Genomic DNA, 21,866 nt, shown 5'->3' on the forward strand with positions numbered 1-21,866 from the left:
GAGATATGACTATGATAAAAACATTAAAAACACTGGGTTTTGCTGCGTTGGCAAGCTTGTCGGTGTCCTCTTTTATGGTTGCTCCTTCTGTTTTGGCACAAAGCGGTGAGTTGCTGAAGCGCAAAAGTGTTGAAGAGACTATTTTGGAAAATCTACACAAGGCGCGCCCGGATATTAATTTTGGCCAGCCGCGTCCATCTGTAATTAAAGGTCTGTATCAGGTTCAGGTTCCTGGTGGTCCTGTGTTATTTGTAACACCTGAAGGGGATAAGTTTATTGCTGGCGAGGTGTTTGGAATCGACAGTACTGGATTTGCAAAGATTGAAGACCCCTACATTATTGAAGAGCGCAAAAAAGCGTTGGCTGGTCTGGATGGCAAAGACAGTATTAATTTCAAACCAAAAGGCAAATCAAAAGCTGTCGTTTACGTATTTACCGATATCGATTGTGGTTACTGCCGTAAATTGCATAGTCAAATGCATGCCTATGAAGAAGGTGGCCAGAAAAAGCCCGGCTATAACGATTTGGGGATTGAGATTCGTTACTTGGCGTACCCACGTGCTGGTATCCCCAGTCCATCGGCTGATAAGTTGATTTCCACCTGGTGTGCAAAAGATAAGCAGGATGCCATGACCAAGCTTAAATTGGATCAGCCCGTGCCAAATGCAACCTGCGATAATCCAGTTGCTGCCCAGTTCCAATTGGGTGGGCAATTGGGTGTAAATGGCACTCCAGCTTTATTCTTGCCAGATGGTAAGTTGGTTCCCGGTTATACCCCACCGGAAGAGCTGGCGAAAACATTGGGTATTTAATGAAATAGGGCGTTGAGTGACGGTTAATTTCCTATCCCCGCTCACTCCTCCAAAGCGCAATTGACACTGACGGCCACCATGAGTATGGTGGCCGTCTTTTTTAGTATTGGCGTAAATTTCACTAGCATTTGACGAGGAATCCACCTTGAATCCGGTAAGAATTGGTATCTGCGGTCTGGGCACCGTGGGCAGCGGTACAGTTAATATTCTCACGCGCAATAAGGCGCTGATTGATGCTCGTGCCGGATGCGACATTACCATCGTGCAAATTGGTGCGCGCCGCGATAATCCCAACTGCGATACCTCTAATTTCAATGTCACTCGCGATGTATTTGATGTCGCTAACAACCCGGATGTTGATGTTCTGGTTGAGGTGATGGGCGGTACTACGGTTGCTAAAGATTTGATTCTTAAAGCTATTGAAAACGGTAAGCACATTATTACCGCGAACAAGGCACTTATCGCCCATCACGGTAATGAAATTTTTGCTGCTGCAAATGCCAAGGGTGTAACTGTTGCATTTGAAGCTGCGGTTGCCGGTGGTATTCCAATTATTAAAGCTATCCGTGAAGGTCTGGCTGCCAACAAGATTGAATGGCTCGCCGGCATCATCAATGGCACCGGTAATTTCATCCTCACTGAGATGCGCGATAAAGGCCGCTCATTTGAAGATGTATTGGCTGAGGCTCAAGCGTTGGGCTATGCCGAAGCAGACCCAACCTTCGATGTAGAAGGTGTCGATGCCGCACATAAGTTAGTGATTTTGGCCTCGCTTGCATTTGGTATTCCGCTTGAAATCAATAAGGTATTTACCGAGGGTATTACCAAAATTGCTACTGAAGATGTGACCTACGCAGAAGAGCTGGGTTATCGCATTAAGAATTTAGGTATCGCTCGCCGTACTGAGAATGGTATTGAATTGCGCGTTCACCCGACGCTGATTCCTGAAAAGCGTTTGATCGCCAATGTTGATGGTGTGATGAACGCAGTGTTAGTGAAAGGTGATGCTGTAGGCGCAACTATGTACTACGGTGCTGGTGCTGGTGCTGAGCCGACTGGATCATCCATCGTTGGTGATATTGTCGATGTGGCGCGTACGCTGACTGCTGCACCAGAGCATCGCGTTCCCTATTTGGGTTTTGGTACGGACTTCGTTACCGAGCAGCCAATTATTTCAATTGATGATGTAGAAACCGCAAACTATTTGCGTATGTCAGCGCAAGATAAACCAGGTGTACTCTCCAAGATCGCAACTATTTTGAGTGATGCCGGCATCAGTATCGAAGCAATGATTCAGAAAGAAGCAAAAGAAGGCGAGCTGACTGTACCGCTGATTTTGTTGACCAATAAAGTACAAGAAAAGAAATTGGCAGCTGCTATTCGTAGTATTGAAGCTTTGTATGCGATCACCGGCCCAGTGCAACGCATCCGCGTTGAAGCATTGAAATAAGCGGCATTAAATTTTCAAAGGTTTGTAATTGTGAAATATATCAGCACTCGCGGCCAAGCGCCGGCACTTAGTTTTGAAGAAGTTGTACTCACCGGTCTGGCGCCTGATGGCGGTTTGTATGTGCCGGAGAGCTTGCCTAAATTTAGTAAAGAAGAAATAGCATCTTGGGTTGGTTTGTCTTATCAAGAATTGGCATTCAATGTGATGAAGCCTTTCGTTGCTGGCGCGATCAGCGATGAAGAATTCAAAAAAATCATCGCTGAGTCTTACGCAACTTTCCGCCATGATGGTATTGCGCCTTTAGTGCAAACTGCGCACAACGAGTGGATTTTGGAGTTGTTCCAAGGCCCAACACTTGCGTTTAAAGATTTTGCACTGCAATTCCTTGGTCACTTGCTTGATCACCTGTTGAAAAAACGCAACCAAAAAGTGGTGGTGATGGGCGCTACCTCTGGTGATACAGGTTCTGCTGCAATCGAAGGTTGTCGTCGCTGCGATAACATCGATATTTTCATCATGCACCCGAACAATCGCGTATCGAATGTTCAGCGTCGCCAGATGACCACTGTGCTTGCACCGAACGTATTTAACATCGCCCTTGAAGGAAATTTTGATGATTGCCAGAACATGGTGAAAGCCAGCTTTGGTGATCAATCTTTCTTGCCCGAAGGTCGTCAATTAGTTGCAGTTAACTCGATCAACTGGGCGCGCATCATGGCGCAAATCGTTTATTACTTTTACGCTGGTTTGGCATTGGGTGCGCCGCATCGTCCTATCGCGTTTTCAGTTCCGACTGGAAACTTCGGTGATATTTTTGCTGGTTATCTCGCCAAGCAAATGGGATTGCCAGTTGATCAGTTGGTGATTGCTACTAACAGCAACGACATTCTGCATCGTTGCATTAGCAGCAATGATCATAGCAAGCATCAGTTGCAACATACCTTGTCGCCAAGTATGGATATTATGGTGTCGAGCAACTTTGAACGTATGTTGTTTGATTTGTATGACCGTGATGGCAATGCGATTCGCCAGCTAATGGAAGATTTTAAATCCGGCAGTATGACTCTCAAAGAATCTGCTTTAACGCGTGCGCGTGAATTGTTTACCAGTCACGGCGTAAGTGATGAAGTAACTATCGATGTGATCCGCGAAGTATTTGATCGCACCGAATACTTGCTTGATCCGCACACTGCTATTGGTGTTGATGCGGCGCGCAAAACCCGTCGCCGCAAAGATATTCCGATGGTGGTGCTTGCTACCGCGCATCCGGCCAAATTCCCTGAAGCTGTGCGTAAAGCAGGGCAGGATACTGATCCTGCATTGCCTCACCATATGCAGGATTTGTTTGAGCGTGAAGAGCGTTACACAGTATTGCCGCAAGATTTGGCAAAAGTGCAGCAGTTTGTTGCGGCGAATGTTCGCAAGTAAAACTAACGTGCTTCACTACTAAAAACGCCGCAAGGTTTTCCTTGCGGCGTTTTTATTTCTATCAGTTTTCAATTGCCCTCAGATTTTATGCAAAAAACAATTTTTCGTCGTGAAGCTACTTCACCCATCAATTTTCAATCAAATGTTCATCCGCTGTTGCAGCGTATCTATAGCGCGCGTGGTGTAACTAATGAGCGAGAATTGCAGTATCAATTAGCCAATTTGTACAAACCAAATTTTAAAGGGATGGCGGAGGCTGTTAGCCTGTTGGCGGATGCGGTCGTTGCTCAGGCAAAAATAATTGTGGTGGGGGATTTTGATGCGGATGGTGCAACCAGCAGTGCGCTTGCTGTACTGGCATTAAAAGCGATGGGGTTGTCCAATGTTGATTTCCTAGTGCCCAACCGCTTTGAGTATGGATATGGCTTAACGCCAGAAATTGTTGCGGTTGCGGCCGCGCAACAGCCTGATTTGATTGTTACTGTCGATAACGGTATTTCCAGTGTTGAGGGTGTTGAAGCTGCGCGTGAATTGGGAATTGCGGTGATAGTTACTGATCACCACTTGCCCGGCACTCAATTGCCAGAGGCGGATGCAATCGTAAATCCCAATCAGCCGGGTTGTGAATTCCCCAGTAAAAATCTCGCTGGTGTGGGTGTTATCTTTTATGTGATGAATGCATTACGTGCGGAACTGCGCCAAATGGGGTGGTTTGAAGAGAGCGGTATTCCTGAGCCAAATATGGCGAGTTTTTTAGATTTGGTGGCACTCGGCACGGTGGCAGATGTGGTGCCCTTGGATTACAACAATCGTATTTTTGTGGCGCAGGGGTTGCAGCGAATTCGCGCGGGCGTTTGTCGCCCCGGTATTAAAGCCATGTTGGAAGTGTCTGGCAAACAGGCGAACAAATTAGTGGCGAGTGATTTTGGTTTTGCGTTGGGGCCGCGCTTGAATGCGGCAGGGCGCTTGGATGATATGTCGTTGGGCATTCAATGCTTAATGTGTGAAAGCGAAAATCTTGCGCGTGAAATGGCTGCGCAGATGGATGAGCTGAATCGCGATCGCAAAGCGATTGAATCTGGCATGCAGCAAGAGGCCATGACTATGCTGCAAAAGGTCTTAAGTGCAGACGCAGAGAGTTTGCATTGGGGATTGTGTTTGTTTGATGAAACCTGGCATCAGGGCGTTATTGGTATTTTGGCTTCGCGTATTAAAGATAAATACCATCGCCCAACCATTGTTTTTGCTGATGCGGATGACGGGAATATAAAAGGGTCCGCTCGTTCAATTCCCGGTTTTCATATTCGCGATGCGCTGGATGCCGTTGCTGCGCGTCATCCCGCTTTATTGCAAAAGTTTGGTGGGCATGCAATGGCTGCGGGAATGAGTTTGGCGCGTGAAAATTTCACCGCTTTTTCGCAAGCATTTGACGAAGAAGTTCGCCGCCAGTTAACGGCAGAGAATTTGCAAGCAGTGGTTGTAAGTGATGGGGAGTTGGGCGCGCAGGATTTATCGCTTCAGGTCGCCACTCAATTGCGTGATGCAGGCCCTTGGGGGCAGCACTTTCCTGAACCTGTGTTTGATGGTGAATTCTATTTGGTGCAACAAAAGCTGGTGGGCGAAAAGCATTTAAAAATGACGCTTGCTCTGGATGCAAATAAACAGCAAATGATCGATGCTATTGCTTTTAATATTGATCGCCAGATTTGGCCAAGCGCCCAGATTCAAAAAGTGCGCATCGCTTACAAATTGGATATCAATGAATTTCGTGGCAATACAAATGTGCAGCTGCTGGTGGATTATTTAGAGCCGCTTTAATAAGCGGCTACAGTATTCTTGTGTAGCTGGTTGTTAGTCAAGGTTGCAAATATTTTTCTACTTCAGGCAAAACATTTTTAACAATAATAGGCTGAGCTTCTGCGGTAGGATGAATGCCATCGCGCTGCATAAGTTCAGCTTTCCCTCCTATGCCTTCCAATAAAAACGGAATTAAACCTGACTGGTTTTCTTCTGCCAAAGTTGAATATAGCGATTTGAATTGAGTGCTGTAGCGAGCTCCATAATTGGGTGGGATTTGCATGCCTGCAATAATCACTTGTGCGCCTGCGGCTGTGCTTGCATCGATCATAGTTTGCAAATTGCTTTGCAGTAATTTTAGTGGTTGTCCTCTTAAGCCATCATTTCCACCTAGCTCCAAAATTACTACGTGAGGCTTGTGTTCTGTCAGCAAGGCGGGTAATCGGGTTTTTCCGCCTGAGCTGGTTTCACCGCTGACACTTGCGTTAATCATTTCAACCTTGTGTGTTTTATTTAATTCTTTTTCCAGCAAATTTACCCAGCCTTGTTGTATGTCAATTCCATAACCTGCGCTTAGGCTGTCGCCCATTACCAGTACTTTGGTGGAGGAGGTTTGCGCTAATGCGATATTGGTGACAAAAGTCAGGAGTAAAAACAGGTAAATGTGTAATTTTTGCATGGTGAAGAAAATCCTCTGCCAATAGAATGAACCTAGTCAACTTGCTACAGGTTAATCAATTATGTCTGCGCTTTCCAGTCAAGTCCCCCCAGTGAATAGAGTTCAGTTGTCCGCTATGGTTGAAGCTAAAGGCGTGACTAAAAAAGTCACCACCCAAGAGGGAGAGCTATTAATTCTTCATCCAATCTCGCTTTCCGTTAATGCGGGAGAGTCTTTGGCAATTACAGGAGCGTCAGGTTCCGGAAAATCGACATTACTTGGAATTCTTGCTGGTTTGGATGTTCCCTCAAGTGGCGATGTTATTTTAAATGGCACTAACCTTTCGCAACTGGATGAGGAAGGGCGCGCGGCAGTGCGTGCGCAAAATGTAGGGTTTATCTTTCAGTCGTTTCAACTGTTGCCAGGCTTAACTGCAATGGAAAACGTTATGTTGCCGTTGGAATTGCGCGGTGATAAATCTGCTTCATCCAAAGCAAAAATATTTTTGCAGCGAGTGGGGTTGGATGCGCGGTTGCATCATTATCCCCAGCAGTTATCAGGGGGGGAGCAACAACGTGTAGCCATCGCTCGCGCATTTGCGAGTGAACCGCGCATTTTATTTGCCGATGAGCCGACGGGGAATTTGGATTCAGCAACGGGTGCGCGAATTATTGAGTTGTTGTTTGAGTTAAATCGCGCGCAAGGAACAACGCTTATTCTAATTACCCATGAAGAACGCTTGGCGCAATTGTGCCAACGGCGTATTGAAATTGCAGCTGGCGCGATTGTGTCGCATAGGGAGTAATTTTATGTTGGCAATTCAATTGCTCAAGCGCAACTGGCGCAGTGGTGAATTAAAGCTGCTTGGGTTTTCGTTGATATTGGCAGTTGCAGTTTTAAGCGGAATTGCGATTTTTACGGGGCGCCTTGAATCTACTTTAGTCAGTGAAAGCAATAGTGTGCTAGGTGCTGATTATATTGTACGAGGATCACAACCCCACAATAGCGATTGGGAAAAGCTCGCTGCAGATGCCGGAATTCAACAGAGCCAATCTGTGCTTTTTTCTTCAATGGTGTTCGCTGGCGATGAAATGCATCTTGCCTCTGTTAAAGCGGTAGGTAATGGCTATCCACTGCGCGGCCAATTTGAAATTAGTCGTGTACCTTTTGCGATCAATGCTAGTGATATTGAAATCGCTAAAACAATTCCCGCAGCAGGCGAGGCTTGGGTGGATTCGCGTTTACTGCCGCTGTTGAAAATTGAATTGGGCGATAAAGTGGCTGTTGGTGAGTATGAGTTGACGGTTACTAATGTATTAATTCGCGAACCGGATAGCGCTAGCCCTTTTAGTATGACGGGGGCTCGTTTGATTATGAATCTGACTGATCTACCGAAAACACAAGTGGTGCAGCCCGGTAGTCGCGTTGATTATCAATGGCTTGTGGCAAGTGATCGCGTACAGGATTTGAAGCAGTTTATTGATCAATTAAAACCTCAGCTGAGTAAGCATCAACGCATAATCGATATTAACTCCGCACAGGAGCGAGTAGGGCGTACACTTAAAACCAGCAAACAATTTTTGTTATTGTCTGCGGTAATTGCTGTGTTGTTATCCGGTGTTGCAATTGCAATTGCCGCTCGTCAGTTTTCTGGCCGTCATACTGACCAAGTAGCATTAATGAAAAGCTTGGGTGCAAGTGCGACGCGTATTCGTAGCTTGTACTTTTCACAATTATTTTTTCTGGGTGCTATAGCCTCAATTCTGGGCTTATTTTTGGGGCATTTGTTGCAGCAACTTATTGCAGTCAGTTTGCAGGAGGCTTATCAAATTCGCCTTGGGCCAGCGGGTATTTATCCTTATGCATTGAGTTTTTTTAGTGGGCTGATGTGTTTGGTGTTTTTTGCATTGCCCGCGCTTTGGCATTTGCCTACGGTTCCGCCACTCAAAATTCTTCGCCGTGAATTAGCCGTTAATAGCACGCAAGTGTGGACACAAGGTGCCCTTGCTTTGTTTGCGGTGTTAACGTTGGTGATTTTGTTTGGGCGCGATTTGGAACTCGCATTAAGTATTAGTGGTGCTTTGCTGGGAGTCATTGCAGCTACCTTTGTCATCGCGTACGGGCTGTTGGCATTAAGCAAAAAGTGGGCGATGAATCTGGGTGGGTTTTGGCGATTGGCTTTTGCAAACTTGCAGCGTAATCGCGGTCAAAGCCTGATCCAAATTTTGGTTTTTGCGGTTGCGATTATGTTGCTGTTCACTCTTACCATAGTACGCACCTCATTAATTGAAGAGTGGAAAGTGCAGGTGCCTGATGATGCACCCAACCACTTTTTGGTAAACATTCCACCTGATGAATTACCACATGTGCAAACCTTGTTGAAAGAAGCTCAGGTTCGCCCTGAACCTATTTATCCGATGATGCGTGCACGGCTAACACACATTAATAATATTGAGACAACAGAAGATAGGCGCTCCTCCAGCAATGCATTGCGGCGTGAATTGAATGTTACCTGGGCGGATACGCTTGCTGCAGATAACAAAGTTCTAGAAGGCGTGTGGTGGGATAAATGGCAGCGCAGTGATTCAGGATTGCCGGGCGTTTCTGTTGAAATTGAAACCGCAACTGAAATCGGCTTAAAAATTGGTGATAAATTACAATTTTCTTTTGGCGGCTTGGAGATGCATGCGGAAGTTGCGAGCTTCCGCAGTTTGGATTGGCGCAGTATGCGGCCCAACTTCTTTTTTATCTTTGAGCCGGGTTCGCTGGATGCTTATTCACCAACCTATATCACCAGCATTTATTTACCAGCTGAACAAAAGTCATTTATCAATACATTGCTACTTGATCATCCAACCATATTGGTGATGGAGCTAGATCGCATCATCGAGCAAATTCGCTCCATCGTGAATCAGGTTAGCGACGGAGTTTTGCTGGTGCTGTGGCTTACGCTGATCGGTGGTTGTTTGGTGTTGTTCGCCGCTGTCATGGGGAGCATTGCTGCGCGCAAACAGCAGGCGGGGTTGTTGCGTGCGCTGGGTAGCCCTCGTCAGCTCATTATTGGCAGCATCTGTGCTGAGTTTGCGATATTGGGTGGGCTCGCAGGGGTAATTGCTATTTTAGGTACTGAAATTTTACTAATAAGTTTGCAGACCTTTGTGCTTGAAACTCCTATCCAGCCGCATTATGTATTTTGGTTTATTTCCCCTCTCAGCGGCGCTATTTTTGTTTCTGCGCTAGGCTATATTGGTTGCCGTCGCGTCGTGACGACACCACCTGCGGTAGTGTTGCGCGAAGCAAACTAACCTTCTCGCCGCCTATAGTGTTAAACAACTATAGGCGGTGACATTCTCACTCTTTTATATCTCGATAGTTATGAAATCCACACCAAAGTCTGTGCCTCAGAGCCGTGTGCTCGATAAAGGCATTTGGGGTATGAGTCGCCCTATGTTTCTCGATCAGGCGGTGACCTACACCATCCCACTGATCGATATGTATTTTCTCAGTCGAATTTCCGATAGTGCCGCAGCGGCGGTGGGCGCGGTTACGCCTTTGGTGTTTGTTGCAAACGCATTTTTAATTGTGAGTGCGTTTGCTGGTGCAAGTATCGCAAGCCAGCGTATAGGTGCAAATGATTATGAGCGAGGTAATTCGACTATCGCGGCCTACACAATCTTTGTGGTGATTCTGGCATTGATTGCCGCTATTGCAGTTAACTACGGTGGGCCTTGGGTTGCATCGGCAATGTCATTAAGTGCAGATGTTGAATCGCATGCGCGAACTTATTTGTCCGTTATCGGGTGGATGGTTGCTTTATGGGGATGCAGGGTAATCTATCAAACCATATTGAATATTTATGGTGAACCGCAATGGAATACCTATAGCAATCTGATTTTGTTTTCGGTGAACGTTGTCGGAAATTATATTGCGGTATATGGATTTATGAGTATCCCACCTTCGGGTGTTGTAGGTGTGGCTATTGCCAGCATTGTGGCTGCGGCGGTGAGTTTGTTATTTGTAATGTGTATTGTGCATTTCAAATTGCATATTCGAATTCCTATCAGAGAGGGTTGGCGAAATTTTTCGGTATTAATTACTCCAGTTGTAATGATCGCAGCACCTTCTGTTCTGGAACCAATGTCATTTCAGGCTTATATGATTGCACTCAATTGGATTGCCGCTGAGGTGGGTGATCTTGCTCTCAAGGTAAAAGTCTATGCGTACAATACGTTTTTATTTTGTTTGATGATTTCAATTGCGATAGGTATGGCGACTGAAGCGATTATTGCGCAGAGAGTAGGGCGCGGGGAGTTTGATCTTGTTAATGCTCAACTTAAGCAAAGCCTGAAAATATCATTGATTGGAACTGGCGCTCTTGCATTATGTTGGGTGTTGTTCAATGAGCCTGTATTGAAACTGTTTAGTAGTGATCCTGAAGTAATTGCCATCGGCCTATGGGCATTTGTATTAAGTTTTTTGGCAGAACCTTGGCGCACGGTAAATATTACCGTTGGTTCAGCTTTGCGTTGCACTGGCGATGCTGCATTTACATCAATTTCCAGTATTGCAGTTATCTGGCTATTTTCCGTGCCATTAGCATATGTTCTCGCAATTCCTAGTGGTCTCGGTTTGTATGGGTTATTGATAGCAGCGATTTGCGATGAATTTTTCAGGGCGATGATAAAACATTGGCGATGGAAACAAGGTAAATGGAAGCATACTGGTGTGGCAGCGCGTGAGTTAAAAAATAGAGAATTATCTAGGTAGATAATTCTCTATTTGAGTTAGGGGGACGTTAGGTAGCAGCAGTCTCGCGAGATTCTTGGATGTGTTCGGATAGAGCATTTTTAATAACGCTTGCAACGCGATACAGCTCAGTAAAACCTAATGCTGCGCAGGCGATGAATAGCGGCGCAAAGTTAAGTATGTATCGCGAATTTGCTTCCCACAAAGCAAGGAAAATAAAAATACCTGTAATGGATAATCGAAGGGTTAATTTGCTAAGTGCGCTATGTGTTTTTGTCGCTGCATCATAAAGTGCACTTAGTGCGATTAATAGAAAAAGAAATATATGGAAGCCCTGTGCTAGATGCCTGAATATTTCATAGTATTTACCGCTGTCTAGTGCAACTTGGTGTAACGCGTTAGGGCGAAGAGGTCCATCGTCAATCATCTCGTTTACACCATATATACCACTGCCAAAACTTACCTGCTGTTTACGATGTAAGAACTCCATATAGCCATCAAATCCGTATTCTTGTAATCGGTCGTGAATTCGATCAATCGTTGCTTGAGTGCGGGCTTCAATGGTTGGAAACGAATGTGTGTATCCGTAGTCAGAGCCGTTATAGGCACCATTCCCACTAAGTCCCATCATTACCCAGTGTGTATGCGGAACCTCTTTTTGTTCGGAAAGGTTTTTATCTAACAAATAATTTTCACGGTAATAATTAAAACAAGATAGGAGGATATAAATACATGCTGCAGCGATGCTAATAACCAATAGGTTTTTTTTGAGTTTGGCTTTTAGTGTTAAATCGATGAGTATTGCGATTGCCACAATAAGAACGGTAAATTTAATTAAAGTGCCTGCCGCACACATAAGAGCGAAGAGAGCGGCGATAAGAACTTTTTGCTTGAGCGTTTGGCTTTTTTGTATTTGAAGGTATAAGTAATAAGATATTGCTACAAACGGTAGTGATAAAGTATCCGAGTAAAAAATAGGAGTATAAAAATATAAAGGAATACAGCAGGTTCCAAGACATAAAGCTAGAAAAGCAGTTTTTACCCCCTGATGCTCCCGGCAAATTAAGTAAACAAAGCCCAAGCCAGTTGTGATTGACAATGCATTATAAATAGTTGCAATCAGGTAAAAGTCCTGAATTTTTTCAGCGGAAAAAATAGTGAATAGAAGTTGCAGAGCACTGACAACTCCGAGATTGTGCGGGAATACATGAAAATAATCAGTGTGGTTTGCTAAGTGACCTTGTTCGATTAGGTTGATAGCTCCGCGAAAAACAGCTTCAGTGTCCCAACTCGTGGTAACTGCTAATAGATAACCGCAGTAGAGTTGCAATGAGAAGATCGTCAAGATCCATAATGGGGCTATTTTTATTTCATTTTTTACCCAAAAGCCTTCTGTGTGATTAATTACTTTATAGGCGATGCTAGTTAAAAATAGCCAGCCTGTAATATGGAGCAGTATATAGAGAGTATTGAAAGTATAAATTTTGTTGTTGAAAATAATATTGATAAATAACAATAAAAAAATTAAACCAAAAAAATAATAAAAACTCGATACTAAAGAGAGTTTTGTGTTGCGCATTGTTTTCTCCATAAACATCTTCTTTTCCGGTTTTTTATGATGGTTAATCGCACAGATCTACAGTGGGCACCAACCAAGCGCCGTGATCGCAGGTGTTATTGGCTCCAGGGTGCGTCAATAAACGAAGTTTGTGTGCTTTTGGTAGTGGGGTGTTAATAAACTCCATTTCATTTTTCAGAAGGTTTTTCTCGTAGATTTTTTTCTCATCAGCGTAGATTTCAAAGCGTAAACCGCTTGAGCACTCTGCGCTCTGCGTCATTCCTAAACCTACAGTTAATGTTTTTGAGTTGGTTGGGAGGTCGATTTCATAATGACTCAGCCCATGAATGCCTAGGCCTCGAGGAATAATTATGTTGTTGCTCATTCTTATTCCTCCTCCATTGGTGAATACTCCTCCGTTAATGCCTAACTGGCCATAATCCTGCTCGCCATGAAATGCACTTGCGTCCAGTTGCTGTCTGCAAGCTGTTTTTGAATCAGAATATTTTACTATTGATGCATAATCGCCGAATTGTTGGATATTGAAATAAACAGGGTCAAAGAGTGCAATCTCGGACTTGTGTGCAATCCAGCCGCCAAATTGGTTGAGTTGATGGCTATTAATTCCAAAATGAAAACGGTCAAAGCCATATACATGAATAAAGGGTGCGCGACGGTCCGCTATTTTGACGCTATTAATATATTGATCTGGTGGGGTTTGAGAGAACAATAAAGTAGACATGTAATTGCTGTGGTTTGTGACTGCGATCTGACTGTTTGATGGTGTGTTCTCCATCGTATGTTCAATAGCTTTATCTAGTCCCCAGTAAAAATTGCGAGCAATTTCTTTTTGCCATGTATTGAAGTAGTGAAAACAAAACAAGACGCCACAAATAACCAATCCTGCACGGGTTGTTTTGGCTGCTATGTGATCAAATGGTAATGACAATAATCCTGTTCCCGACAACCATAAACTTGGCAGCCATAATAGGTTAATTCGATTAATATTTGCTTCTGTAAGCGTTGCGGTGATAAGTGCGCAAAAAAACCAGCTTAACATTAATCTATCGCCGAGCTCTGTGCTTTTAAAAGCCTTAACTATGCCGATTAATAAAAATGGTGTTAGAAGCACAAATTGTGGTCCCCATAGCGGAGAGGCATTCCACGGTAATCCATCGCTTTTACCTGCTAACATCAGCTGCAGAATATTGACAAAATTGTCAGAAATTTTGCCAAGACCTCCATCAGCAAAAAGCAAAAAAATTCCTGAATAGCGAGCTTCTCCTGGATATTTGGGGATCGTAAATGGGCCTAGCTCTATGTGGTCTGTGCCTAAACGATTGTTAAGGATAAATAATATGATTGGCCAAGCAATCATCAAAGATGTAATTGCAGATATGGCAAGGTGTCTGAGTTCAATTTTCAATATGCGATGAATTATTATAAAAGCACATAGCAGATAGAGTGGGGCAAAAAGGTATGCGGTACCGTAGGCATATATTGCTAAAGTAATTAGCGCTGTTCCTAAAGGCAAAAAAGTTCCCGGTTTTTCAGCGGAACGAAACAAAAAATATGTACCAAAAAGTACAAAGGCGGGAGCTGTATTTGACTCCAGTGCCCAGCGTGATGCCATGATGTGCCACGGGCTTGTTGCAAATATTAGTAGGTAAACGAGTTCGCTTTCGCGACCGCGTGCTTTGGCCATACGCCATACTAAAATTAATGTTATGACTCCAAGCAATGCAGCAGCTGCACGAATACTTGAGAGATTAATGCCTCCTATAGCAATAAAAGGCATTGAGAGATATGCATAGAGTGCGTTTTGGCCACTACCCCAAGAGATGAAATGTACGGGCCAACTTAGTCCCCATCGATCGATACCGAAATGCAGTAGTGCCCAAGCGTCATAAGCAATAGATGCTTCGTCCTGATTGAGTCCTCCCGGCATGCTCCCGATAAATATAGATCGGATTATGATGCCAATACCTAGCAACAATAAGGGGATAGAGTAAAGAGCCTTAGTTTTCATTCCGTGTGATCCAGAGCTGTTTAGTGCCCACATGCAAAACTGTTACGCCATTAATTTTGACGAGCTAAGAATTTGATGCGTGAGATTAGTTAATCCGAGGCTGCCTATTTTTATTGCTTTTCCTTGATGGGTTCTGATGCTGTAGTTATGACTGTGTTGACCCAATCAGCATGATCCCATTTATCTTCCTTGAGTGCAGAAACCTTCAAGTTAAGTGTTTTGATGCCTAGAACATTGATTTTCTGAACTGGTAGGCTTTTTTCATATCCGAAGTAATCTGGTGATTCCCATAGTAATTTTCCGTCCCCCCAAACGGAGAATTTCGCATCTGCTGTGCCGATTTCATCATCCAGTCCTGCAATAAAACTAAATTCTATGGCGTTTTCTGGCAGATTGAACTGAATATCTGAGTTGGCATGAGTGCCTATTCCCTGAGCAAAGCGCTGATTGTTGAGCGATAGATAGTTATTGTCATAACTGCGGTTTAGTCTAACTGTTCCATGATCCTGGCGTGCATATACCATCGGATAATCGGTGAGGAATTTTTGGTCGTTTAATAATTGCAAATGATGAATTTTGTAGCGTTCAATAAAATAAAGCATCATTCCTGTAGTACAGATCACGAATATCCAAACTGAAAGCATTGGGGTCTTATAAAGTGCATGGCCGAATTGGCTTAACATTCGAGAAAAACGTTTGCCCAAGCTTAGTTCTAATACTGCAAGAATGAGTAAGGTCAATGTCAGCCATGCTAGACCATGCCAAATATTTGAACCATTTATCTCCAGAATAATCAGCATATTCAAGCCGCAGAATAAACTGATTCCTACCGGGTAAATGATCTGTCTGGGGCGGATGGCAAAGTATCCTAAAGCCATAACTACTGCTGGAAATAGGTAGCGTTCGTGCATGGCAGGTAAAAGAGTGAAGAAGGCCAAGGCGCAAATCATTGCTGCAAATAAACTATGCGCTCTTAATAATTGAATGTCATTTTGGTATGTGTTTTTTATTAGTGTATGAATGCCTTGTAAAAAAACGAATAACGCTGTTAGTGAAAATAAAATCATTCCAAAATATTTTGCCGTGAATACTTTAGAAAAGACGGAGTCTGCGCTAACACCAAATAAAATAATACTGTCTGGGGTGGTATTGCCAGTAAGGATTATCCACAAGTTTGCAGCATTGAACGTGGTCATTGGATACTGGCCAAGAGTATCTATATAGGCTTGGCGAAAAGAGGGCCAAAAATGGCCTGCCAGTATAGATGGCAAAAATACCAGAGCTCCGACAATGATTGATATTGCAATACCTAATAAATGTTTTCCCACATGCCTGAAGAATAGGAAGCCAAAAACAGGAGCAAACGCAATCATTTGAAATTTGGTTAGTAGAGATAGTGTGAACAATGGAATGGATAAAATTACATAACGTTCACTGGATGCGAGTAAAAGTGCTGCGAATACGATGGTTGCGGGAATAAGATCCACTTGCCCCCAAATGGGTCCATTGATCAAAATGGCAGGATTGAATACTGTCAGTCCCATTACCAAATGGGTGGTGTTGAATGGTATGTTGGATCGTTTTAGTTGATGAAAAATGAGACTAATTAAAAGACAGTGAAATATGACGACTGGAATTTGCGTGAGAAATTTTAAGAGGTAATTATGCTCCAGTGGTATTGCTGTAATGGCGTAGAACTTACCAACTAAATACAGCCAATGGATATATAAGGGGGGATAATTACCATTAAAGCCATCATATCCTGTGATTGAGAGTTGTTTCACCCAGTCTTGCCAGTAGCCTAAGTCTTGACTATATCCTTTGAAAAACAGTGCTCCCATATTCGCAATTATCGCCAGTGCGATATAAGCATGCATGAGACGAAGTGAATTACGATCTGTTTTCGGTGCTGGAATAGGGTGTATGTCTTTCATCCCGCTGTAAATATGCGCGTTAGTAGTTTGCGTATCTACATTTTGATGTTGGGGCTCAGATTGTTGAAAAGTATTGTCTGTATCCAGAGTATTCATAATATTTTTTGTTTTATTGAGTTTGAAAAGAATTAATCTTTTTTATTCACAATATTACTGATATGGAATTTGGGGCGGCGTTTTACTTCTTCGTAAATTTTTGACAAATACTCGCCGATAATTCCAAGGCAAATTAATTGCACGCTACCAATAAATAACAAAGGCAATAAGACGGATGCCCAGCCGGGTGTGGCGTTATCAGTAAAAAATCGAATGACCAATACCCATGCAATTAAACTGAAAGAAGCAAAGCCTGAAAGTAGCCCCAAAACGGTAATCATGCGTAACGGAGCGGTAGAAAATGCTGTTATGCCTTTCCATGCAAAAGACAGCATTTTCTTTAGTGGATATTTGCTCTCGCCGGCTTCTCGAGCTTGGCGCTCGTATTCAACAGTTGATGATGGGTATCCAACTTCGCGAACCAATCCGCGCAAGAATAAATTGGCTTCATCGTATTCTTTGAGCGATTCCAATGCGCGGCGTGAAAGGAGGCGGAAGTCTGCATGGTTGAATACCAGATCGACGCCCATTTTTTTCATTAGGTGGTAGTAGCCTTCAGCGGTGAATCGCTTGAAGAAGGTATCGGTATCGCGTGCAGAGCGAACCCCATAGACAACATCATTGCCTTTTAAGTATTCATCGACCATCGCTTCAATATTTTGAGGGTCATCTTGCAGGTCGGCATCGATGCTTACGGTAATATCCTCGGTCGTTGTGCAAAGACCTGCATACAGTGCGTTTTGATGGCCTTTATTGCGAGATAGTTTTATTGCAACCAATGCTGGATTGTCTGCAGCTTCTCTGGCAAGAATCGTCCAAGTCTTATCTTTACTGCCATCATCAACCAAATAGATTTTGGAGTCCTGATTTATCTTTCCTTTGTTGATCATGCTATCGCGCAGCGCGAGCATGGTTGCCAGTGTTTTGGGGAGCATCTCTTCTTCGTTGTAACAGGGGATTACGACGGCTAAAGAGGGAACAGATGTTGTCATATTAGTGGTTCCTGTAGATCCAGAATTTATGCACCATAAAATTCAAAACAACGGTTATTCCAGTCGCCAAAAACTGGGCAACCAAATAATGCTCTACCCATGGCAGGGCGAGATAGTTATTGAACAACCATAAAAAAGTGGCAAACAACAGGGTGTTAGTTGATAAGCCTATGGCAACTGCAAGCGCATACTTGGGAAAAGTTTGCGAATGGCTGCTCGAGCTCTTGAATGTGTAGTGGTAGTTCGCCCAGTAGTTAAAGAATGAGGAAAGTACATATCCTGCAGCAGAGGCGATTACCTCCGATAACAAATGACTTTCGACAAACAAAATCAGCAACAAAAACTGAATCAGGGTGGATGCACCACCAATACCTACAAATAGGGCGAAGCGTTTCATTGTTATTCTATTGAGTTGTTATTGTGACTAATGGATGGTTGTGCTCTGTCGCAAAAACGCTGCACATTAGCATACTTTTATCGTGAAAGTGGCAGGAATTATCTGGGATTGAATTAGCTTAGCGAAGGAATGTGACGCTTATATAAAATCGATTGTTTAGTGCAGTTGTCCGATTTGGCTTTGAAACGATTATGCCCAGCGCAATGCAGCGCCTGCACGCTCTATATAAATGTACTCTGTTTTATTTGTAAGAGGGTGGCAGTTGTGGCGCAAGTGGTGGTGGTTTGTTGTTGAGCCCATGTACTCCCAACAATGCCCTTCATTAATACATAAGGCGTCGCCAGAATTTATGCGGTAGCTGGCCAGCTCATCCCACATCTTTTGCCATTCCGGGTGATTTATATCGAGGTATTCCATGGCTTATCCTGAGTTTGCACGTAGGGCTTGAGTTCGGTTATTCTGATTTTCTAATTTTGTTTGTCAACTACTATTTATAATGCTTTGATTTTTAAGGGAAATCATAAAACTATATTTTACCATTTTTGCGGATTAATCTTTATATTGGCTATGTAAAGTAAGATTTTTTATTGATTTTTGGTGTTTTTTGGATCATTTTTGATCGGATCAGCGATTGTTTTATCCCCAAATTTGGCCACCCTTTCTGTTACTGTAAGGTTTACTTGCAAATATAGATTTATCGCTAAATGGAGAAATGAACATGAATATTGGCCAGGCTGCTCAGGCTTGCGGTTTATCCAACAAAACGATTCGGTATTACGAAGAAATCGGTTTGGTGGTGCCCGGGCGTCAAGAAGGGAATGATTATCGGGTCTATTCGTCGGATGATGTTATGCAGTTGCGCTTCTTGCAGCGAGCACGAGCGGTGGGATTTGGAATTGATGAGTGTCGCGAATTATTGGCGTTGTATGCGAACCAGCAGCGTCGCTGTATTCAGGTCAAAGCGTTGGTGAGTGAAAAAATTGCGCAAGTAGATCAACAATTGGTAGTACTGCAAGCTATGCGTGAAACTTTAGTGGACATGGCAAATGAGTGTGCAGGGGATGACACTAGCGATTGTGCGATTATCAATCAGCTTTCGATAGTGGAATCTCCGGCAAACAAGCGACTTCCAGCGATGGCTTTTACATTGGTGGATGCACCAACTGAATAGCGGGTTGGTGGTGGCATTCGGTCTTGAATCGGTGTTTTTCTGCTTGAAAAAGGCTATGATGCGCGCCGATTAATTATTTGTAATTGGAGCAGTTATGAGCATCAAATCCGATAAATGGATGCGCCGTATGGCCGAAGAGCATGGAATGATCGAGCCCTTTGAGCCGGGTCAAATTCGCTATGATGCTGCAGGTCAGCGCATAGTGTCTTACGGTACATCCAGCTATGGTTATGATGTTCGTTGTGCTGATGAATTTAAGATTTTTACTAACATTCACTCTACTGTTGTAGACCCTAAAAACTTTGATGAAAAAAGTTTTGTTGATGTAAAAAGTGACGTTTGTATTATCCCGCCTAACTCTTTTGCGCTTGCACGTACCGTTGAGTATTTCCGCATTCCGCGCAATATTTTGACTGTTTGTCTCGGTAAATCCACCTACGCTCGTTGTGGCATTATTGTTAATGTGACGCCGCTGGAACCGGAATGGGAAGGACACGTGACTCTGGAGTTTTCCAATACAACACCGCTCCCTGCAAAAATTTATGCTAATGAAGGTGTTGCGCAGATGCTGTTTTTTGAATCAGATGAGATTTGCGAAACTTCTTATAGGGATCGGGGTGGGAAGTATCAGGGGCAGCGTGGTGTGACTCTGCCTCGTACTTAATTTCGACCTTACTTTCAAAAGATATTTTTTGTAGGTGCCATGCACCGAACTGCGGTGCTCAAATTTATGGCATTACCCTCGCAAACACAGGTATTAATTATTGGTGCGGGGGCGGCAGGTTTGATGTGTGCGGCCACAGCTGGGCAGCGTGGCCGCGCTGTAGTGGTTGTTGATCATGCCAACAAAGTTGGCAAAAAAATTCTGATGTCTGGTGGTGGGCGCTGCAACTTCACCAACATGGATGTGCTCCCCAAAAACTATCTCTCCGACAATTCTCATTTCTGTAAATCTGCACTTGCGCGTTACACCCAATGGGATTTCATTGCGCTGGTGCAAAAACATCAAATTTCTTATCACGAAAAAAAGCTTGGGCAATTATTTTGCGACAATAAAGCGCAAGATATTTTGACCATGCTGCTGGACGAGTGTGCGCAAGCGGGGGCGGATATTCATACTCTCTGTGATATAGAGCAGGTCACTGCATTGGCGGAGTCTGATTTGCCGATGCGCTATAAAGTCAAAGCTTCGCAGGGTACGATTTATTGTGAGTCGCTGGTGATTGCTACTGGTGGGCTCTCTATTCCCACTATGGGTGCTACAGGTATAGGTTATGAGCTTGCCGAGCAGTTTGGTCTGCCACTTAAAGCCCGTTCAGCTGGTTTGGTACCTTTTACCTTGTCGCCAGCACAGTTAGAGGTTTTTAAGCCTTGCGTGGGCAGTGCGCTTGATGTGCGCGTGAGCTGTGAGACGGCTGGCGGCAATATGAGTTTTGCTGAAGCTATGCTATTTACTCATCGTGGATTGAGTGGGCCGGCGATGCTGCAGATTTCGTCTTACTGGCACCCCGGGCAGGAGTTGCAAATCGATCTATTGCCACAGGTAAATCTTGTGGATGTTTTATCTGAGCAGCAAAAGATGCGCCCCAAAGTGTTGTTGACCACTATTATTGGTGAGCTGCTGACAAAAAATATCGCGCAATGTCTGTGTGATCACTGGGGTGAGCAGTGGAATGGCAATCGACCACTAAATCAATATTCGATAAAAGAAATTCAGGCAATTGCTGCTCAGTTTCACGAATGGAAAATTATGCCTGCTGGAACTGAAGGTTATCGCACTGCTGAAGTGACGCTAGGTGGGGTGGATACGAATCATCTCTCCTCTAAAACTATGGAAGCTAAAACGCAGGCGGGATTATTTTTTGTGGGTGAAGTGGTTGATGTTACCGGGCACTTGGGTGGATTTAATTTTCAGTGGGCTTGGGCATCGGGTGTGGCGGCTGGTACTTATGCATAGTTTTGCGTGTGTTGTGTATCGAGAGGATTAGCTGTGGGTGATGTCATTCAATTTAAAAGACCGAGTCCATTTGAAAAACACAAAGGTAAAAGCTTGTGCCGAAGCGGATTTCATAAATGGGAAGTGGTGAAGGAAAAACAGTTTGATGTAAAGCAGGGTAAGCTTGTAACGATTTATAAATGTAGTCGCTGTGGTGAGCAAAAAGTCGAATTAAAATGATTATGTATTTGAAATAAAAAGGCCTCTCTTGAGTTGAAGCAAGAGGGGCCTTTTTGCTTTTGGGGCAAGCTTGGTGGTGGGGAATTAGTGGTGGTGACCGCCAGCGCCGTGAGCATGGCCGTGGCTCAGCTCTTCTTCAGTTGCTGCGCGCACCTCAGTAATTTCTACGTCGAAATTCAGATCAACACCGGCCAATGGGTGGTTGCCGTCGATGGTTACTTGATCGCCTTCTACTTTGGTTACTGTCACTACTTGCAGGCCCTGTTCGGTTTCTGCGTGGAACTCCATGCCTACTTCAATTTTGTCGATACCAGAGAACATGTTGGATGGCAGTTCTTGTACCAGATTGTCATCTCGCAAGCCGTAAGCTTCTGATGCTTTTACAGCGACGTTCAATTTGTCGCCAACAGTTTTGCCTGCCAGTGCATCTTCAAGGCCGGGAACGATGTTGCCTGCGCCGTGCAAATAAGCGAGTGGCTCGTGACCCTCAGATGAATCGAGCACTTTGCCGGAGCCATCGGTCAACGTGTAATGAAAGCTTGCAACGCAGTTATCAGAGATGTTCATAGTTAGCCTTTTGAGTTGGTGAATCGATTCGAATAAAAGTGATTGAGGCGTTTTA

At 44.0% G+C, this 21,866-nt stretch carries 19 protein-coding genes; 11 read left to right on the forward strand and 8 right to left on the reverse strand.

Features of this window, described 5'->3' with window-relative positions:
- The first annotated feature begins 11 nt into the window (after positions 1-11).
- The 4 genes from SPL68_RS06950 to recJ all read left to right on the forward strand — a co-directional run bounded on the left by SPL68_RS06950 (position 12) and on the right by recJ (position 5,508).
- Complete coding sequence (locus tag SPL68_RS06950; protein WP_323814376.1) at positions 12-812, forward strand: DsbC family protein; 801 nt, start codon at positions 12-14, stop codon at positions 810-812.
- A gap of 145 nt (positions 813-957) precedes the next feature.
- Positions 958-2,262 carry a homoserine dehydrogenase gene (locus tag SPL68_RS06955; protein WP_323814377.1) on the forward strand — a complete coding sequence of 435 codons (1,305 nt, stop codon included), beginning with the start codon at positions 958-960 and terminating at the stop codon, positions 2,260-2,262.
- 30 nt (positions 2,263-2,292) lie between these two features.
- Positions 2,293-3,690, forward strand: coding sequence for a threonine synthase (gene thrC / locus SPL68_RS06960; RefSeq protein ID WP_323814378.1), 1,398 nt, complete (start codon positions 2,293-2,295; stop codon positions 3,688-3,690).
- 87 nt (positions 3,691-3,777) lie between these two features.
- Positions 3,778-5,508: a single-stranded-DNA-specific exonuclease RecJ gene (gene recJ, locus SPL68_RS06965; protein WP_323814379.1), complete on the forward strand. Its 1,731-nt coding sequence runs from the start codon at positions 3,778-3,780 to the stop codon at positions 5,506-5,508.
- A 37-nt stretch (positions 5,509-5,545) separates the two neighbouring features.
- On the opposite strand, the gene SPL68_RS06970 is transcribed toward recJ, so the two are convergent.
- Complete coding sequence (locus tag SPL68_RS06970) at positions 5,546-6,166, reverse strand: arylesterase (RefSeq protein ID WP_323814380.1); 621 nt, start codon at positions 6,164-6,166, stop codon at positions 5,546-5,548.
- 115 nt (positions 6,167-6,281) lie between these two features.
- Here SPL68_RS06970 and SPL68_RS06975 point away from each other — a divergent pair, with 115 nt between their 5' ends.
- From SPL68_RS06975 to SPL68_RS06985, 3 genes are all read left to right on the forward strand, one after another.
- A complete protein-coding gene (locus SPL68_RS06975; RefSeq protein ID WP_465038328.1) occupies positions 6,282-6,950 on the forward strand; it encodes an ABC transporter ATP-binding protein in 669 nt (222 codons plus the stop codon).
- Positions 6,951-6,954: 4 nt separating this feature from the next.
- Positions 6,955-9,450, forward strand: a complete 2,496-nt coding sequence (locus tag SPL68_RS06980; protein ID WP_323814382.1) for an ABC transporter permease — start codon at positions 6,955-6,957, stop codon at positions 9,448-9,450.
- Positions 9,451-9,592: 142 nt separating this feature from the next.
- Positions 9,593-10,912: an MATE family efflux transporter gene (locus tag SPL68_RS06985; RefSeq protein WP_323814952.1), complete on the forward strand. Its 1,320-nt coding sequence runs from the start codon at positions 9,593-9,595 to the stop codon at positions 10,910-10,912.
- A gap of 28 nt (positions 10,913-10,940) precedes the next feature.
- Here the strand turns inward: SPL68_RS06985 and SPL68_RS06990 are convergent, their stop codons facing one another.
- The 6 genes from SPL68_RS06990 to SPL68_RS07015 form a co-directional block, all read right to left on the reverse strand.
- On the reverse strand, positions 10,941-12,470 hold the full coding sequence (locus tag SPL68_RS06990; protein WP_323814383.1) for a glycosyltransferase family protein: 1,530 nt from the start codon (positions 12,468-12,470) through the stop codon (positions 10,941-10,943).
- A gap of 43 nt (positions 12,471-12,513) precedes the next feature.
- Positions 12,514-14,478, reverse strand: a complete 1,965-nt coding sequence (locus tag SPL68_RS06995) for an NPCBM/NEW2 domain-containing protein (protein WP_323814384.1) — start codon at positions 14,476-14,478, stop codon at positions 12,514-12,516.
- A 110-nt stretch (positions 14,479-14,588) separates the two neighbouring features.
- Positions 14,589-16,508 carry an NPCBM/NEW2 domain-containing protein gene (locus tag SPL68_RS07000; RefSeq protein ID WP_323814385.1) on the reverse strand — a complete coding sequence of 640 codons (1,920 nt, stop codon included), beginning with the start codon at positions 16,506-16,508 and terminating at the stop codon, positions 14,589-14,591.
- Between the two features lie 32 nt (positions 16,509-16,540).
- Entirely contained in the window at positions 16,541-17,500 is a 960-nt protein-coding gene (locus SPL68_RS07005) for a glycosyltransferase family 2 protein (RefSeq protein WP_323814386.1), read from the reverse strand.
- A 1-nt stretch (position 17,501) separates the two neighbouring features.
- Positions 17,502-17,897: a GtrA family protein gene (locus SPL68_RS07010; protein WP_323814387.1), complete on the reverse strand. Its 396-nt coding sequence runs from the start codon at positions 17,895-17,897 to the stop codon at positions 17,502-17,504.
- A gap of 189 nt (positions 17,898-18,086) precedes the next feature.
- Positions 18,087-18,314, reverse strand: coding sequence for a 4-diphosphocytidyl-2C-methyl-D-erythritol kinase (locus SPL68_RS07015; protein ID WP_323814388.1), 228 nt, complete (start codon positions 18,312-18,314; stop codon positions 18,087-18,089).
- Positions 18,315-18,615: 301 nt separating this feature from the next.
- Here SPL68_RS07015 and SPL68_RS07020 point away from each other — a divergent pair, with 301 nt between their 5' ends.
- The 4 genes from SPL68_RS07020 (at position 18,616) to SPL68_RS07035 (ending at position 21,244) form a co-directional block, all read left to right on the forward strand.
- Positions 18,616-19,068 carry a MerR family DNA-binding protein gene (locus SPL68_RS07020; protein WP_323814389.1) on the forward strand — a complete coding sequence of 151 codons (453 nt, stop codon included), beginning with the start codon at positions 18,616-18,618 and terminating at the stop codon, positions 19,066-19,068.
- Between the two features lie 94 nt (positions 19,069-19,162).
- Positions 19,163-19,732, forward strand: a complete 570-nt coding sequence (dcd, locus tag SPL68_RS07025; protein ID WP_323814390.1) for a dCTP deaminase — start codon at positions 19,163-19,165, stop codon at positions 19,730-19,732.
- 66 nt (positions 19,733-19,798) lie between these two features.
- On the forward strand, positions 19,799-21,025 hold the full coding sequence (locus tag SPL68_RS07030; protein WP_323814391.1) for a BaiN/RdsA family NAD(P)/FAD-dependent oxidoreductase: 1,227 nt from the start codon (positions 19,799-19,801) through the stop codon (positions 21,023-21,025).
- A 33-nt stretch (positions 21,026-21,058) separates the two neighbouring features.
- Positions 21,059-21,244: a hypothetical protein gene (locus SPL68_RS07035; RefSeq protein WP_323814392.1), complete on the forward strand. Its 186-nt coding sequence runs from the start codon at positions 21,059-21,061 to the stop codon at positions 21,242-21,244.
- Between the two features lie 84 nt (positions 21,245-21,328).
- Here SPL68_RS07035 and SPL68_RS07040 read toward each other — a convergent pair whose 3' ends face one another.
- Positions 21,329-21,811, reverse strand: a complete 483-nt coding sequence (locus SPL68_RS07040; protein WP_323814393.1) for an FKBP-type peptidyl-prolyl cis-trans isomerase — start codon at positions 21,809-21,811, stop codon at positions 21,329-21,331.
- Between the last annotated feature and the right edge of the window lie 55 nt (positions 21,812-21,866).

The organism is Cellvibrio chitinivorans (genome assembly GCF_035117775.1).
Lineage (GTDB): Bacteria > Pseudomonadota > Gammaproteobacteria > Pseudomonadales > Cellvibrionaceae > Cellvibrio > Cellvibrio chitinivorans.